General features: G+C 71.8%; 13 protein-coding genes and 1 tRNA gene. 11 read left to right on the forward strand and 3 right to left on the reverse strand.

Annotation, left to right across the window (positions count from 1 at the left end):
• Window positions 1-22 precede the first annotated feature (22 nt).
• From KHP12_RS21320 to KHP12_RS21335, 3 genes are read left to right on the forward strand one after another with little or no spacing between them, the layout of a single operon-like run.
• Window positions 23-2,476 (forward strand): ATP-binding protein, encoded by a 2,454-nt coding sequence (locus KHP12_RS21320; protein ID WP_244203129.1) that lies wholly within the window; start codon window positions 23-25, stop codon window positions 2,474-2,476.
• The gene (locus KHP12_RS21330) at window positions 2,476-3,408 is read left to right on the forward strand and encodes a hydroxymethylglutaryl-CoA lyase (RefSeq protein WP_211833480.1); all 933 of its coding nucleotides are present in this window, start codon (window positions 2,476-2,478) and stop codon (window positions 3,406-3,408) included. Before KHP12_RS21320 ends, KHP12_RS21330 begins: the two co-directional genes overlap by 1 nt.
• A gap of 3 nt (window positions 3,409-3,411) precedes the next feature.
• On the forward strand, window positions 3,412-4,578 hold the full coding sequence (locus KHP12_RS21335; RefSeq protein WP_208653147.1) for an acyl-CoA dehydrogenase family protein: 1,167 nt from the start codon (window positions 3,412-3,414) through the stop codon (window positions 4,576-4,578).
• Between the two features lie 86 nt (window positions 4,579-4,664).
• On the opposite strand, the gene KHP12_RS21340 is transcribed toward KHP12_RS21335, so the two are convergent.
• Window positions 4,665-6,320, reverse strand: coding sequence for a beta-N-acetylhexosaminidase (locus KHP12_RS21340; RefSeq protein WP_086884056.1), 1,656 nt, complete (start codon window positions 6,318-6,320; stop codon window positions 4,665-4,667).
• A 103-nt stretch (window positions 6,321-6,423) separates the two neighbouring features.
• Between KHP12_RS21340 and KHP12_RS21345 the strand changes: the two genes are divergently transcribed.
• The 3 genes from KHP12_RS21345 (at window position 6,424) to glmS (ending at window position 9,662) form a co-directional block, all read left to right on the forward strand.
• Window positions 6,424-7,335, forward strand: coding sequence for a DUF4429 domain-containing protein (locus KHP12_RS21345; protein ID WP_211833481.1), 912 nt, complete (start codon window positions 6,424-6,426; stop codon window positions 7,333-7,335).
• Between the two features lie 110 nt (window positions 7,336-7,445).
• Window positions 7,446-7,721 (forward strand): hypothetical protein, encoded by a 276-nt coding sequence (locus KHP12_RS21350; protein WP_037953108.1) that lies wholly within the window; start codon window positions 7,446-7,448, stop codon window positions 7,719-7,721.
• Between the two features lie 108 nt (window positions 7,722-7,829).
• Complete coding sequence (gene glmS / locus KHP12_RS21355) at window positions 7,830-9,662, forward strand: glutamine--fructose-6-phosphate transaminase (isomerizing) (RefSeq protein ID WP_037953110.1); 1,833 nt, start codon at window positions 7,830-7,832, stop codon at window positions 9,660-9,662.
• 540 nt (window positions 9,663-10,202) lie between these two features.
• On the opposite strand, the gene KHP12_RS21360 is transcribed toward glmS, so the two are convergent.
• Window positions 10,203-10,724, reverse strand: coding sequence for a universal stress protein (locus KHP12_RS21360; protein ID WP_020871124.1), 522 nt, complete (start codon window positions 10,722-10,724; stop codon window positions 10,203-10,205).
• Between the two features lie 499 nt (window positions 10,725-11,223).
• Between KHP12_RS21360 and KHP12_RS21365 the strand changes: the two genes are divergently transcribed.
• The 5 genes from KHP12_RS21365 (at window position 11,224) to KHP12_RS21385 (ending at window position 14,879) form a co-directional block, all read left to right on the forward strand.
• Window positions 11,224-11,598 (forward strand): hypothetical protein, encoded by a 375-nt coding sequence (locus KHP12_RS21365; protein ID WP_372455213.1) that lies wholly within the window; start codon window positions 11,224-11,226, stop codon window positions 11,596-11,598.
• 519 nt (window positions 11,599-12,117) lie between these two features.
• A complete protein-coding gene (locus KHP12_RS21370) occupies window positions 12,118-13,458 on the forward strand; it encodes a helix-turn-helix domain-containing protein (RefSeq protein WP_086880112.1) in 1,341 nt (446 codons plus the stop codon).
• Between the two features lie 5 nt (window positions 13,459-13,463).
• Window positions 13,464-14,072: an oligoribonuclease gene (gene orn / locus KHP12_RS21375; protein WP_086880111.1), complete on the forward strand. Its 609-nt coding sequence runs from the start codon at window positions 13,464-13,466 to the stop codon at window positions 14,070-14,072.
• Between the two features lie 108 nt (window positions 14,073-14,180).
• Window positions 14,181-14,253, forward strand: a tRNA-His gene (locus KHP12_RS21380).
• Window positions 14,254-14,678: 425 nt separating this feature from the next.
• Window positions 14,679-14,879, forward strand: a complete 201-nt coding sequence (locus KHP12_RS21385) for an SCO3870 family protein (RefSeq protein ID WP_086880110.1) — start codon at window positions 14,679-14,681, stop codon at window positions 14,877-14,879.
• A gap of 69 nt (window positions 14,880-14,948) precedes the next feature.
• Here KHP12_RS21385 and KHP12_RS21390 read toward each other — a convergent pair whose 3' ends face one another.
• Window positions 14,949-15,326, reverse strand: coding sequence for a MerR family transcriptional regulator (locus KHP12_RS21390; RefSeq protein WP_086880109.1), 378 nt, complete (start codon window positions 15,324-15,326; stop codon window positions 14,949-14,951).
• Between the last annotated feature and the right edge of the window lie 6 nt (window positions 15,327-15,332).

The raw sequence follows: 15,332 nt of genomic DNA on the forward strand, positions 1-15,332 counted from the left end.
GTCGACCGGCCCGTCGCCCGCGATGTTCGACACCGTCCTGGTGGCCAACCGCGGTGAGATCGCCGTGCGCGTCATCCGCACCCTGCGGCGGCTCGGGGTCCGCTCGGTCGCCGTCTACAGCGACGCCGACGCGGACGCCCGCCATGTGCGCGAGGCGGACACGGCGGTGCGGATCGGCCCCGCGCCGGCCGCGGAGAGCTATCTGTCCATCGAGCGCCTGCTGGAGGCCGCGGCGCGCACCGGCGCCCAGGCCGTCCACCCCGGCTACGGCTTCCTCGCGGAGAACGGGGCGTTCGCCCGCGCCTGCGCCGACGCCGGGCTCGCCTTCATCGGCCCGCCCGCCGGGGCCATCGAGCTGATGGGCGACAAGATCCGCGCCAAGGAGACCGTGCGCGCGGCCGGGGTGCCGGTGGTGCCGGGCTCCTCGGGCAGCGGGCTGACGGACGAGCAGCTCACCGCCGCCGCCCGGGAGATCGGGATGCCGGTGCTGCTGAAGCCCTCGGCGGGCGGCGGCGGCAAGGGCATGCGGCTGGTCCGCGACGAGGCGCTGCTCGCCGACGAGATCGCGGCCGCCCGGCGGGAGGCGCGCGGCGCCTTCGGCGATGACACGCTGCTGGTGGAGCGCTGGATCGACCGGCCCCGGCACATCGAGATCCAGGTGCTGGCGGACGGTCAGGGACACGTGGTCCACCTCGGGGAGCGCGAGTGCTCCTTGCAGCGCCGCCATCAGAAGATCATCGAGGAGGCGCCCAGCCCGCTGCTGGACGAGGCCACCCGGGCGCGGATGGGCGAGGCCGCGGTGGCGGCGGCCCGGTCCTGCGGCTATGTGGGCGCGGGGACGGTCGAGTTCATCGTCCCGGGTGCCGATCCGTCGGCGTACTGCTTCATGGAGATGAACACCCGGCTCCAGGTGGAGCATCCGGTGACCGAGCTGACGGTGTCGGTCGGCGGGCGGCCCGGTCTGGACCTGGTGGAGTGGCAGCTGCGCGTCGCCGCGGGTGAGCCGCTGCCGTTCGGACAGGACGAGATCGCCTTCGCGGGCCACGCCGTGGAGGCCCGTATCTGCGCCGAGACCGCTCGCGCGGCGGCCGACGGCCGGGTGGACTTCCTGCCCTCGGCCGGGGCCGTGCTGGCGCTGGACGAACCGGCGGGCGAGGGGGTGCGGGTCGACTCCGGGCTGAGCCAGGGCACCGAGGTCGGCACGGTCTACGACCCGATGCTCGCCAAGGTCATCGCCCATGGCCCCGACCGCCCCACCGCCCTGCGCCGGCTGCGCGCCGCCCTCGGCTCCCTGACCGTCCTCGGCGTGGACACCAACACCGGCTTTCTGCGCCGACTGGCCGCCCACCCCGCGGTCGCCTCGGGCGAGCTCGACACGGGCCTGGTCGACCGCGCGGCGGCCCAGCTGATCCCGGCGGCCATACCGGAGGAGGTCTACGCGACGGCGGCCCTGCTGCGCCAGGCGGCCCTGGAGCCCGCCGCTCCGCGTGGCGGCGGATCCGGTGGGCGCCCGGAGCCCGGCGGCTCCGGCCTCGGCGGCCCGGCCGCGGACGTCTGGGTCGACCCGTTCTCGGTGCCGACCGGCTGGCGCCTCGGCGGCGACCCCGCCTGGACGGTCCACCGCCTCCGCGTGGCGGGCCACCCCCCGGTGACGGTCCGCGTGCGCGGCCGCGCCCACGACGCGGAGGTCCGGATCGAGCACGCTGACGGCACCCCGGCAGCGGCCGGGGCAACGGACCGCCCCGGCGGGCCCGAGGGCGCGGGCGAAGGCAGCGCGGAGACCTCGGTCCCCCGAACCAGCCCCGACTCCGCCGTCACCGGCACCAGTGCGCGCACCGCGAAAGCGGAGGCGGACGAGCGGGCTTCCGCCGCCCACCACGCGGCAGCGGACCGCCGCCCCGGCGGGGCGCGTGCGGCAGCGGACACGGCGCCGCGCGTGACGGACCCGCGACCGGCCGTCGACGCGGGCGCGGGCACCACCACCGCTCCGGCCCGCGCGGGGGCGGACGCGGCATGGCGCCCGGCCGCCGACGCGGGCGTCACCGTGCGGGCGCGGCTCGTTGCCCTCGAAGAGGGCTCCGTGTTGCTGGACCTCGGTGGGGTCACCCATCGCTTCCGGCATGCCGCGCACGGCGCGAGCCACTGGCTGGGGCGGGACGGGGACGCCTGGCGCGTGGTCGGGCACGACCCCGTGGAGGAGGCCCTGCGCGGAGGCGCCGCCGCGGCGCACGCCGGGGAGCTCACCGCACCCATGCCCGGCACCGTCACCGTCGTGAAGGCGGCCGTCGGCGACGAGGTCACCGCGGGTCAGGGCCTGCTGGTGGTCGAGGCGATGAAGATGGAGCACCTCATCGCCGCCCCGCACGACGGCACCGTCACCGAGCTCGAGGTGACCCCCGGCAGCACGGTCGCCATGGACCAGCTGCTGGCGGTCGTCACCCCGCATGAGCCGCAGCAGAGCGAGGAGCCTGAGTGATGACCCTCCCCATGACCGTCCCCGCCCCCGGGCTGCCCACCCGGGTCCGGATCCACGAGGTGGGCCCCCGGGACGGGCTCCAGAACGAGAAGGCGCTGGTCCCGGCGCCGGTCAAGGCCGAGTTCATCCACCGGCTCGCCGAGGCCGGTCTCACCACCATCGAGGCCACCAGCTTCGTCCACCCCAAGTGGGTGCCCCAACTGGCCGACGCCGAGGAGCTGATGCCGCTCATCGACGACGTGGACGCCCGGCTCCCCGTGCTCGTGCCCAATGAGCGCGGGCTGGACCGCGCCCTCGCGCTGGGCGCGCGCGAGATCGCCGTCTTCGCCAGCGCCACGGAGTCCTTCGCCAAGGCCAATCTCAATCGCACGGTGGACGGCGCGCTGGAGATGTTCGAGCCGGTCGTCACCAAGGCCAAGGACGCGGGCGCGGCCGTGCGGGGCTATCTGTCCATGTGCTTCGGCGACCCGTGGGAGGGCCCGGTCCCGATCTCCCAGACCGTCTCGGTCAGCCGCCGTCTGATGGACATGGGATGCGACGAGATCAGCCTCGGCGACACCATCGGCGTGGCCACCCCGGGCCATGTGCGGGAGCTGCTGGACACGCTCAACGAGGCGGGCGTCGCCGACGACCGGCTGGCCGTGCACTTCCACGACACCTACGGCCAGGCGCTCGCCAACACCCTCGCCGCGCTCGAGCACGGCGTGACCACCGTCGACGCCTCCGCCGGGGGCCTCGGCGGCTGCCCGTACGCCAAGAGCGCCACCGGCAATCTCGCCACCGAAGACCTCGTGTGGATGCTCGACGGCCTCGGCATCGAGACCGGGGTCGACATCGGCCGTCTCACCGCCACCAGCGTGTGGATAGCCCGGCATCTGGGCCGGCCCAGCCCGTCCCGCACCGTCCGCGCCCTCTCCCAGAAGGAGATCTGAGCCATGCCGATCGACCACCGACTCAGCCCCGAACACGAGGAACTGCGCCGCACCGTCGAGGCGTTCGCGCACGATGTGGTCGCCCCCAAGATCGGGGAGTACTGGGAGCACCATGAGTTCCCGTACGAGATCATCCGCGAGATGGGCCGGATGGGCCTGTTCGGCCTGCCCTTCCCGGAGGAGTACGGCGGTATGGGCGGGGACTACTTCGCGCTCTGTCTCGCCCTGGAGGAGCTGGCCCGGGTGGACTCCTCGGTGGCGATCACGCTCGAGGCGGGGGTCTCGCTCGGCGCGATGCCGATCTTCCTCTACGGCACGGAGGAGCAGAAGCGCACCTGGCTGCCGGGGCTCTGCTCCGGGGAGACCCTGGGCGCGTTCGGCCTGACCGAGCCCGGCGGCGGCTCGGACGCGGGCGCCACCCGCACCACGGCCCGGCTGGACGAGGCCACCGGCGAGTGGGTGATCAACGGCACCAAGTGCTTCATCACCAACTCCGGTACGGACATCACCGCGCTGGTCACCGTCACCGCCGTCACCGGGCGCAAGGAGGACGGCCGCCCGGAGATCTCCTCGATCATCGTGCCGTCCGGCACCCCCGGCTTCAGCGTGGCCGCCCCCTACTCCAAGGTGGGGTGGAACGCGTCGGACACCCGTGAGCTGTCCTTCGCCGACTGCCGGGTCCCGGCCGCGAACCTGCTGGGCGCGGAGGGCCGGGGCTACGCCCAGTTCCTGCGGATACTGGACGAGGGCCGGATCGCGATCTCCGCCCTGGCCACGGGGCTCGCCCAGGGCTGTGTGGACGAGTCGGTGGCGTACGCCAGGACCCGCGAGACGTTCGGCCGCCCCATCGGCGCCAACCAGGCCATCCAGTTCAAGCTGGCCGATATGGAGATGCGCGCCCATATGGCCCGGGTGGCCTGGCGCGACGCGGCGTCCCGGCTGGTGCTCGGCGAGCCGTTCAAGAAGGAGGCGTCGATCGCGAAGCTCTACTCCTCCGAGGTCGCGGTGGACAACGCCCGCGAGGCCACCCAGATCCACGGTGGCTACGGCTTTATGAACGAGTATCCGGTGGCCCGCATGTGGCGGGACTCCAAGATCCTGGAGATCGGCGAGGGCACCAGCGAGGTCCAGCGCACGCTGATCGCCCGAGAGCTCGGCTTCGCCAGCTGAACAAGCGGCGTTGAGCTGCGCCCGGGGGGCACCGCCTCAGCGGCGGTGCCCCCCGGGAAGGTGCGGGACCCGGTCCCGGGAGAGACTCAGCCGTTGGGCCAGGGGATCTGCGGGGAGTGGTAGTACGCGATGCGCATCGCGTCCCAGCGGGGGCCCTGCGCCGCCACCCGCACCTTGTAGTCGTCCCAGTCGTGCGCGCTCGCGGGCGACCAGCCGAGTTCGGCGATGCCGGGGAGCCGGGGGAAGGCCATGTACTCGATCTGCGGGCTGGTCTGGAGGGTCTCCGACCACAGCGGCGCCTCGACACCGAGCACCGAGGACGCCGGGGCGTCCTTGATGTAGGTGCCAGGGTCCCAGTCGTAGGACTGCTTCGCCTCGACGTATCCGGCCCAGTTCTGCCCCAGCGGAGTGTCGGCGTTGTACTTCATGTCCAGATAGGCGCGGTTGGCCGGGGAGAGGATCAGCCGGGTGCCCGCCTTGGCCGCGTCCGCGACCTCCTTCTCGCTTCCGTCCGTCCCCCAGTACTGGGCGATCGAGCCCTTGGCGGGGTGCGCGCCCGTCAGCTGGTGCCAGCCGACCGCCGTCTTGCCGTACTTGGCGACCACCGGCTGCACCCGGTCCATGAAGGCCACATAGTCCTCATGGCTGGTGGAGTGGGCCTCGTCGCCGCCGATGTGGAGGTAGGGGCCGGGGGTGAGCGCGGCGAGCTCGCGGATGACGTCGTCCACGAAGTCGTACGTCACCTCCTTCGGCACGCACAGCGAGCTGAAACCGACCTCGGTGCCGGTGTAGAGCGGCGGGGCGACGCCATCGCAGTTGAGCTCCGCGTAGGAGGCGAGCGCCGCGTTGGTGTGGCCCGGCATGTCGATCTCGGGGACGACGGTCAGCTCACGGCTCGCCGCGTAAGCCACGATCTCGCGGTAGTCGTCCTTGGTGTAGTAGCCGCCGGGCCCGCCCCCGACCTGTGTGGAGCCGCCGTGCCTGGCCAGGTTCGGCCAGGAGTCGATCGCGATCCGCCACCCCTGGTCGTCCGAGAGATGCAGGTGCAGCGTGTTGATCTTGTAGAGGGCCAGCTGGTCGATATAGCGCTTGACCTGGTCCACCCCGAAGAAGTGCCGGGAGACATCGAGCATCGCGCCCCGCCAGGCGTAGCGCGGCACATCGGTGATGGTGCCGCCGGAGACCCGCCAGGGGCCCGGCTGCCGGGTGGTGCGCTCGACGGACGCGGGCAATAGCTGCCGCAGCGTCTGGACGCCGTGGAACAGCCCGGCGGAGCCGCGTGCGGTGAGGGTGATCGCGCGGCCGGTGACCTGGAGCCGATACCCCTCCTCGCCCAGCGCCCGCACCCCGGCCGCCTTGGGCGTCAGCCGCAGCCGGATGCCGTCGTCACCCGATCGCGTGGTGACGGGCAGCGCAAAGCCCGTGGAGGGGCGCAGCACCCGCGCCAGATAGTCGCCCACCCGGCGCGCCGAACGCGCCGAGCCGTCGGAGCCGGACACCCGGACGCGGGTGTCCGGGCGGATCGCGTACGAGCCCGCCGCGGGCCGTACGGACGCGGGCGCGGGCACGACCCGGTCCAGCGGGGTCGGGGCGGCCGCGGCGGCGTCCTGAGCGGAAGCGGAGGACGAGCGAGCGGACCAGGGGGAAGCCGGAGAAGCGGAGGCGGAGGAGGCCGCGGTCCCCGCCCCGGCCACCACGGTCAGCAGCAGGGAACACAGAAGTCGAGCACGGCGTCGTCTCACAGGGGATCCCTTCAACGAAACGTGGCATCTTGGGTACCGCGAGGGTCAGTTGCGGTCAAGGTGTAGACCAATGTGTCGCTGTCTGCCTGTCAGAATTCACCGCATGGCGGAAATCACCCAGCGCGATGGCGCCTGGAGCTTTGACGGGGAAGCGATCCGGATCGTCCCGGGGCGGGACCGCAATGTGCATGTCGTACGGCAGGCGCTCGGCGAACTGACCGTCCCCCTGGTGGCCTTGGCCGGAGTGGCCTACGAGCCGGGGCGGAAGTCGGGCCGGCTGCGGCTGCGGCTGCGTGAGGGGGCGGACCCGCTGTCGCAGGCCACCGGCGGCAAGCTGCCGGACGCCGCCGATCCGTATCAGCTCCCGGTGGAGCCGGACCGCAGGGACCTCGCCGAGTATCTGGTCGACGAGGTCCGCCAGGCGCTGATCCTGGAGCAGGTGCCGACGGGCCCCTGCGACCGCTATGTGCTGCCCGGCCCCTCGGTGCCGATCTCGGCGTCGGCGGGGGACGCCACGGCCTCCTTCGACGGGGAGCGGGTCCGGCTGGACTGGAACTGGAAGACCGAGGAGTCGAAGAAGTCCGGCGGCCCCCGCACGATCCTCCTGCCGGACCTGGAGATGGTGGAGTGGGTCCCGGCCGCCGGGCTGGAGAACGGCTACCTCCGCTTCATCACGGCGAAGGCCACGGCGACGGCCGCGCCCAAGTACGACCCGCATGCCGTGGTGCTGTACGGATTCAAGAAGGATCCGCTGATGGCGCTGGTCGCGGCGGCCGTCATGGCGCGGATGCCGCATCCGGGCGCCCCGGCGAAGGCGCTCCCCGCCCAGCCGCCCGCCCCCGAGCCGGTGCCCGCGGACGCCCGGCCCGCCGGGGGCGACGAGGGTGAGGTGGATCACGACGTTCTGCTGCGACGGCTGCGCGAACTCGGCGATCTTCACCAGAGCGGGATCCTCACCGAGGAGGAGTTCACCACCGCCAAACAGGCCGTGCTCCGCCGCTTCTCCGACGCCTGAGGGACGGTTCCCTCGCCACCGGGGGAAGGATTTCCGTCACTGAGACCCAACCTTGCCCGATATCGGGCAGGAATGTTGCGAAACACCGCGCCGCATCGCAGTATCTACGGATGCTCGACCGCCGCATGTCCCACGATGACCTCATCGACCACCTGGTCCGCAGTACGCCGCTCAGCCGCGGCGAGGCGGGCCGGGTGGTGCTGGACGTCCTGGCGTACTTCGACGAGACGACGGAGGAGTTCGTCCGGCGCCGCCACCGCGAACTCCAGTCCGGCGGGCTGACCAACGCGGACATCTTCGAGCGGATCACGGCCGAGCTGCCGTACCGCGCGGTGGCCCCGCCCGAACTCTCGCTGCGCCAGCTGCGCCGCATCGTCTACGGCTGACGACGCCGGTGCCGCGCCGGTCCACGACGCCGGTCCACGACGGCGGCCGCCACCGCCGGACACGAGCACGAGCATGCACGAGCGATCCATTGGGAGGGTCTGAACACCATGTGCGGAATCGTCGGATACATCGGGAAACGCGATGTGGCACCGCTGCTGCTGGAGGGGTTGCAGCGGCTGGAGTACCGCGGCTATGACTCCGCGGGCATCGCGATCCAGGGCAAGCCCGCCAAGGGCGCCCAGAGCGCCGGGCTGAAGACCGCCAAGGCCAAGGGCCGGGTCCGGGACCTCGAGGCCAGGCTGCCCAAGCGGTTCGCGGGCACCACCGGCATCGCCCACACCCGCTGGGCCACCCACGGCGCGCCCAACGACATCAACGCCCATCCGCATCAGGACGCGGACGGCAAGGTCGCCGTCGTCCACAACGGCATCATCGACAACGCCGCCGATCTGCGCGCCAAGCTGGCCGCCGACGGCGTGGAGCTGGTCTCCGACACCGACTCCGAGGCGCTCGCCCACCTCATCGGCCGCTCCCAGGCGCCCACCCTGGAGGAGAAGGTCCGCCACGCGCTGGCGATGGTCGAGGGCACCTACGGCATCGCCGTGCTGCACGCGGACTTCCCCGACCGCATCGTCGTCGCCCGCAACGGCTCGCCGGTGGTGCTGGGGATCGGCGAGAAGGAGATGTTCGTCGCCTCGGACGTCGCCGCGCTGGTCAGCCACACCCGCCAGGTGGTCACCCTGGACGACGGCGAGATGGCCACCCTCAAGGCCGACGACTACCGCACCTACACCACCGAGGGCAGCCGCACCTCCACCTCCCCCACCACCGTGGAGTGGGAGGCCGAGTCGTACGACATGGGCGGCCACGACACGTATATGCACAAGGAGATCCACGAGCAGGTCGACGCCGTGGACCGGGTGCTGCGCGGCCGGATCGACGACCGCTTCTCCACCGTCCACCTGGGCGGGCTCAACCTGGACGCCCGCGAGGCGCGCGGGGTGCGCCGGGTCAAGATCCTCGGCTGTGGTTCGGCGTACCACACGGGTCTGATCGGCGCCCAGCTGATCGAGGAGCTGGCCCGGATCCCGGCGGACGCGGAGCCCGCGAGCGAGTTCCGCTACCGCAACCCGGTGGTGGACCCGGACACCCTCTACATCGCGGTCAGCCAGTCCGGCGAGACCTACGACACCCTGGCGGCCGTCCAGGAGCTCAAGCGCAAGGGCGCGCGGGTGCTGGGCGTCGTCAATGTCGTGGGCAGCGCGATCGCCCGGGAGACGGACGGCGGGGTGTACGTCCACGCCGGGCCGGAGGTGTGTGTCGTCTCCACCAAGTGCTTCACCAACACCGCCGTCGCCTTCGCGCTGCTCGCCCTGCACCTGGGCCGGATCCGCGATCTCTCGGTCGCCGACGGCAAGCGGATCATCGCCGGGCTGCGCAAGCTGCCCGAGCAGATCGCGGAGGTGCTGCGCGGCGAGGAGGAGATCAAAAAGCTGGCCGCGGAATATGCGAACGCAAAGAGCATGATGTTCGTCGGACGGGTCCGCGGCTACCCGGTCGCGCGCGAGGCGTCCCTGAAGCTGAAGGAGGTCTCCTACGTCCACGCCGAGGCGTACCCCGCCTCCGAGCTCAAGCACGGGCCGCTCGCGCTGATCGAGCCCGAGGTGCCCACCGTGGCGGTCCTGCCCGACGACGACCTGCTGGAGAAGAACCGGGCGACGCTGGAGGAGATCAAGGCCCGCAGCGGCCGGATCCTGGCCGTGGCCCACCGGGAGCAGGAGAAGGCGGACCACACGATCCTGGTCCCCCGCAATGAGGTGGAGCTCGACCCGATCCTGATGGGCATTCCGCTCCAACTGCTCGCCTATCACACGGCGCTGGCGCTCGGCCGGGACATCGACAAGCCCCGCAACCTCGCCAAGTCGGTGACGGTCGAGTAGGTCCGCACCGCCCGCGACCTGGGAACATCCTTCGGCGGTCCCCCGCGTGTGCCACCACGCACGCGGGGGCCGCCTCCCCTGCGCCGACGTCGCCTCTCCTACGCCGGCGGCTGGCCGTCGCGCGGGAACCGTCACTTCCCGCGCGACAGCACGATCGAACGGTTTGTACCCCTCACAAACGCACAATCCACCTCTACGCACGGGTAGGTTCGTCCGTTGTCAAGACAGACTGACGCCATCTCACCTGCGGTCAAGGGGAGTTGAGGGTGTCCGGTTCCAGGCGCCCGCGCCACGTCGTGCCGACGCAAAAGGTTTCGGACTGAACAACGTCACTTGACGAGGAGGCGCGCCGGGCATGGTGCGTCCAGAGTCCCAGGAACCCGGCAGAGCCCAGAAGGGCCGAACGGGCCCGGGAAGCGGCCAGGAGGGCCCACGAGGACGGGTGCGACGGCCCGCGAGAACGGGGGGGGCGAGGGCGCTCGGGGGATGCCCAGAGGAGGACGTCGGACAGACGCTCAGCGCATGACGCCGGACGGACGCTCAGGGGATGACGACGACGGGCCGCTGCGCCCGGCGTGCGAGCCGCCCCGCGACCGAGCCGAAGATCCGCCCCACCAGCCCGTGCGTGGAGCCCACCACGATGGCGTCGGCCGCGTACTCCCGGCCGACCTCCTCCAGCTCATGGCAGATGTCCCCGCCCCGTTCGACGAGGATCCAGGGCACCTCGGAGAGATGATCGGCGCAGGCCAGCTCGAGCCCCAGCACCTCGGTGCGGTGATCGGGGACGTCGACGAAGACCGGCGGCTCACAGCCCGCCCAGACCGTCGTCGGCAGCCGGTTGGCCACATGGACGATGATCAGCCCGGAGCCGGAGCGCCGGGCCATGCCGATCGCATAGGCGAGGGCTCGTTCGCTCGACATGGAGCCGTCGAATCCCACCACGACGCCGTGCTGGAACGCTGGATCGCAGGAATGACGTGTTTCTTCCGCCGCTTCGGGGTGCGCCATGTGATCGGCGACCCGCTTGCGGTCCGCGGGTTCGGGGATTTCGTGACCGGCCATCGGTGTCTCGGCGAAGGATGTCCTCGTGCGGAGGGATCGGCGGGGGCTCAGGTAGAGGGCTGTCGGGGGGACGTGAGCTCCGCTGGAGCTCGGGGGCGGTCTCGAGGAGTCGAAATCCGTCCGGGATTCATCTTTCCAAGCCCTTACCCCCAAGGGTACGGCGGCATTCACCACCTGCCCAGAGGCCGCCACGGGAGCGGAGCGCCCGAAGCGTTCCCCGGAGCATGCCGGAGGGCGGCCCGTAACGCAATGCCCCAAGTGGTCCCCCGTCGGCCCGGGCCCCGGGCGGCGGACCGGCCCGGCGGGGCCGCCGCGGTACGCCGTGCGGCCGCCCGGCAGTGACCTGGGCGCGGGCCGGGCGTTGTAGTAGCGGCACCGGGTGCGGCGGTCCCGGCCCGCCCGGCTCACCTGCCCGGATCCCCCGCCCGCCGCGCCCTCGCCACCCCCGCGCCGAGCCCCGTGCCGGCACCTCGCCGGCCGCTCGAGAGGAGCCCTGCCCGTGCCCGTCGCCCCCGAGTACGACGCCCCCGGCTCCACCCCCGGCGGCGGGGCCGGGACACCCGGACGGCCCCACGTTCCGAGCCCCCCTCGAGCCCAGGTCCAGGCCCCCGCTAGCGACGCGGTGAGCGAGGTGATCCGCTGGGCGGCCTTCAGCTGCGCCGTGGTCCCCGTCGTCCTGCTCCTGTGCGGATCGCCCTTCGGCGCCGCCCTGGGGGTCGCCGCGGGCCTCGCCGCCGTGACGGCCGCCAGCCGCGCCCTGCTGCGCCACTCCGAGCGCATCGCGGCTCGGCTGGACGCGGACGGCGTCTCCCCGCACCGGGGCCGCCACGGCCGTACGGGGATCGGCGCGCACCGTGGCGGCCGCCGCGTCTGAGGGCCGACCGGAAAGGATCGGAGCCGGGGAAGCGGTGCGTAGTGCTCCGCGCACTCAGCGCCGATGGAGCGTCGCTATAGCACCGCTCAAGCCCGGCAGACGGCCGCTCGCCCCTGAAGAAGTACGAGGGGGAGGTACGCCGGTCGTATGACGCATCCGCACGTCTGCGCCCGCTTGTTTTCAGCCAACTTCCGGCCACACTTCTTTCCTTGGCAAACGCCGTGCTCAACACCCGTCCGGCCAGCGTGGAAAGGGGTCCGGGGCACACGTACCCCCTACGGGAAGTGGGTGTCCGCACAAGGCGTACTTCACAGCGAGGGCTACGAGTGCAACGCTTCGTGATCGAATGCTTCGCGCCAAGTTGTCATGTCGACATAGTGGCGGGTGGTGAACTGGTCACGGCGACCACACGCGACACAGTAGATTCGATCTTGGCCATGACCGGCGGGGGAACCGTTCAGGACCGAGGGGAAACGTGCAGGACCGAGAGGACGCGACCACCGAGGGGGGCTTAGTGCCATGAGCCAGGACTCCACGACCGTACCGGAGACCTCGCGCAAGCTCTCCGGACGCCGGCGACGAGAAATCGTCGCGGTGCTGCTGTTCAGCGGCGGCCCCATCTTCGAAAGCTCCATCCCGCTCTCCGTCTTCGGTATCGACCGGCAGGACGCCGGAGTTCCTCGGTACCGACTTCTGGTGTGCGCGGGCGAAGATGTGCCACTGCGAACGACTGGCGGACTGGAACTGACCGCACCATACGGCCTGGAGGCACTCTCCCGGGCCGGCACCGTCGTCGTACCGGCCTGGCGGTCGATAACCCAGCCGCCACCGGCCGCCGCGCTCGACGCGCTGCGCCGCGCGCACGAGGAGGGCGCGCGGATCGTGGGCCTGTGCACCGGGGCCTTCGTACTGGCCGCCGCCGGGCTGCTGGACGGCCGCCCGGCGACCACCCACTGGATGTACGCGCCGACGCTCGCCAAGCGCTATCCGTCGGTCCATGTGGACCCCCGCGAGCTCTTCGTGGACGACGGCGACGTACTGACCTCGGCGGGCACCGCCGCCGGGATCGACCTGTGCCTGCACATCGTGCGCACCGACCACGGCGCGGACGCCGCCGGCGCACTCGCCAGGCGCCTGGTCGTCCCGCCGCGCCGCAGCGGAGGGCAGGAGCGCTATCTGGACAGGTCGTTACCAGAGGAGATCGGGGCGGATCCGCTCGCCGAGGTGGTGGCGTGGGCGCTCGAGCATCTGCACGAGCAGTTCGACGTCGAGGCCCTGGCTGCCCGCGCCTATATGAGCCGCAGGACCTTCGACCGCAGGTTCCGCTCGCTCACTGGGAGCGCTCCACTCCAGTGGCTGATCACCCAGCGGGTGCTACAGGCGCAGCGGCTCCTGGAGACCTCCGACTACTCGGTCGACGAGGTCGCGGGGCGCTGTGGCTTCCGCTCGCCGGTCGCGCTGCGCGGGCACTTCCGGCGGCAGCTGGGGTCCTCCCCGGCCGCCTACCGGGCCGCGTACCGCGCCCGCAGGCCCCAGGGCGGGCCCGCGGAGCGCCCGGACCGCCCCGACCGCCTGGAGCGGCTGGAGCGACTGGAGCGACTGGAGCGGGCCGACCGGCCCGACCGCGCCGAGGTGATCGAACCCCGGGCCGGCGACCACTCCCTGCCGCTGCGGCGGCCGGGCCCGCCCGGCGCCTCCACCGGCCACTCGGGGCACCCTCCGCACCACCATCACGCTCCGCATCCGGAACCTGGCAAACCGGAGTCGGACGCCTACGCCCCACGCCTGCCCGAACAGGCAGCGGGCCGGGCCCCGGGCCGTCCGTCCCTGCCCGGCCAGCGGGAACGCCCCGTAGGGTGAGACGTATGAACGATCGCATGGTGTGGATCGACTGCGAGATGACCGGGCTCTCGCTGGCGAACGACGCGCTTATCGAGGTGGCCGCGCTGGTCACGGACTCCGAGCTGAACATCCAGGGCGACGGAGTGGACATCGTTGTCCGGCCCCCCGCGGAAGCGCTGGTCACCATGCCCGAGGTGGTGCGCGAGATGCACACCACCTCCGGCCTGCTCGCCGAGCTCGAGGGCGGGACCACGCTCGAGGACGCCCAGGACCAGGTCCTGGCCTACATCCGCGAGCACGTCCCCGAGGCCGGCAAGGCCCCGCTGTGCGGAAACTCGGTCGGCACCGACCGGGGCTTCCTCCTCCGGGACATGCCGACGCTCGAGAGCTACCTCCACTACCGGATCGTCGACGTCTCCTCGATCAAGGAGCTGGCCCGCCGCTGGTACCCGCGGGCCTACTTCAACAGCCCCAAGAAGAACGGCAACCACCGCGCGCTCGCGGACATCCACGAGTCCATCGCCGAGCTGCGCTACTACCGGGAAGCGATCTTCGTGCCCGCTCCCGGCCCGGACTCGGACACGGCGAAGGCCATCGCGACCAAGCACGTCCTGCCCGCCCGGCACGCCTGACCCCACCGCCATCCCGGTGCTCGCTCCCGACTCCCCGAAAGCCGGGAGCGAGCACCCCTCCGGACCCTGTACACTTTTTCTCGGCCGGTACGGAAAGCGCCGGTCATGGTGGGTATAGCTCAGCTGGTAGAGCACCTGGTTGTGGTCCAGGATGTCGCGGGTTCGAGTCCCGTTACTCACCCTTTTCAAAGAGGCCGTTGACCAGCGCAAAGCGGGTCAACGGCCTCTTTCGTCATGGCGAGCGCCCGTAAGCGGTCCGCGAGGACGGCAGCACCGCGGATCAGGCCCTTCGGGATGAGGATGCGCTCTGCGCTCTGCCCCTGCGCCCAACCCGGCGAGCGGGGGTCGGCCGGGGTCGGCCCGGATCGCCCATACAGCCCTATGCATCCTGAATGACCGCAGTCGGTCGATCCTGGGCACTCAGGTGCCGGTGCCTGTGTGGTGCCGGTGCCCGCGCCAGGAGTCAATGCAGTGCCCCGTGCAACGCGCAGCCGCGGCGCGGGATTTGGCACTTGGCCGACCGTCCACAACCGATTCCGAGGGTGACATCGCCATCCATGTACTCTCGGCATTGTTCAGTCATCTCGTGGCTTGGAGGAAGCACTCATGACCAGGGCCCCGTTCGTCGCCATGTCCGCCGCTACCGCGGCGCTTGGGACCGCGCTCGGTTCCCTCGCGCTCCAGCTGCGCGCAGACGGCTACGAGCAGTACGTCGAATCCGTGGCCACCTTCAGCGTCTTGATGTACGTCACCGCGGCCCTGGTCATGGTGACGTGGGTCCGAGACGGTCGGCCGCACGCGAACTGAGTCACGGGGCTCAGCTGCCCGAAGGCCCTGGCCCAACGGCAGTTCCAACGCTGGGCGGTGGTTGCCTGGTCAGGCGCTTTGCGGGAAGCAGCACACTTCGCCCGCGACCGTGCCAGTGGCCGCCGCGATGACGGCATCGAGGCGGTCGCGGGTGGTGGCCAGGTCGGCCATCTGGGCGTTGATGCGGTCGCGTTCGGCGGTCAGGCGGTCGATGGTGTCGGGGGTGGCGACGCCGGTGTACGTACAGGGGAGGAATGCGCGGAGGGTCTTGCTCGACAGACCCGCGGCGTAGAGGCACTGGATCCACAGCACGCGGTCGACCGCGGTGTCCGCGTAGTGGCGCTGGCCGCTGGGGCTGCGCTCCGAGGCGAGCAGGCCCTGCTCCTCGTAGTAGCGCAGCGCTCGTACGCTGACGCCGGTCTTGGCGGCGAGTTCGCCGATGCGCACCGTGAC

This window comes from Streptomyces asiaticus (genome assembly GCF_018138715.1).
GTDB classification, from domain to species: Bacteria; Actinomycetota; Actinomycetes; order Streptomycetales; family Streptomycetaceae; genus Streptomyces; species Streptomyces asiaticus.

Excerpts from the sequence above, each read along its gene's own strand:
- KHP12_RS21320 (WP_244203129.1), top strand. The coding sequence starts at position 23 with ATGTTCGACACCGTCCTGGTGGCCAACCGCGGTGAGATCGCCGTGCGC.
- KHP12_RS21330 (WP_211833480.1), top strand. The coding sequence starts at position 2,476 with ATGACCCTCCCCATGACCGTCCCCGCCCCCGGGCTGCCCACCCGGGTC.
- KHP12_RS21335 (WP_208653147.1), top strand. The coding sequence starts at position 3,412 with ATGCCGATCGACCACCGACTCAGCCCCGAACACGAGGAACTGCGCCGC.
- KHP12_RS21345 (WP_211833481.1), top strand. The coding sequence starts at position 6,424 with ATGGCGGAAATCACCCAGCGCGATGGCGCCTGGAGCTTTGACGGGGAA.
- KHP12_RS21350 (WP_037953108.1), top strand. The coding sequence starts at position 7,446 with ATGCTCGACCGCCGCATGTCCCACGATGACCTCATCGACCACCTGGTC.
- glmS (WP_037953110.1), top strand. The coding sequence starts at position 7,830 with ATGTGCGGAATCGTCGGATACATCGGGAAACGCGATGTGGCACCGCTG.
- KHP12_RS21360 (WP_020871124.1), bottom strand. The coding sequence starts at position 10,724 with ATGGCCGGTCACGAAATCCCCGAACCCGCGGACCGCAAGCGGGTCGCC.
- KHP12_RS21370 (WP_086880112.1), top strand. The coding sequence starts at position 12,118 with ATGAGCCAGGACTCCACGACCGTACCGGAGACCTCGCGCAAGCTCTCC.
- orn (WP_086880111.1), top strand. The coding sequence starts at position 13,464 with ATGAACGATCGCATGGTGTGGATCGACTGCGAGATGACCGGGCTCTCG.
- KHP12_RS21385 (WP_086880110.1), top strand. The coding sequence starts at position 14,679 with ATGACCAGGGCCCCGTTCGTCGCCATGTCCGCCGCTACCGCGGCGCTT.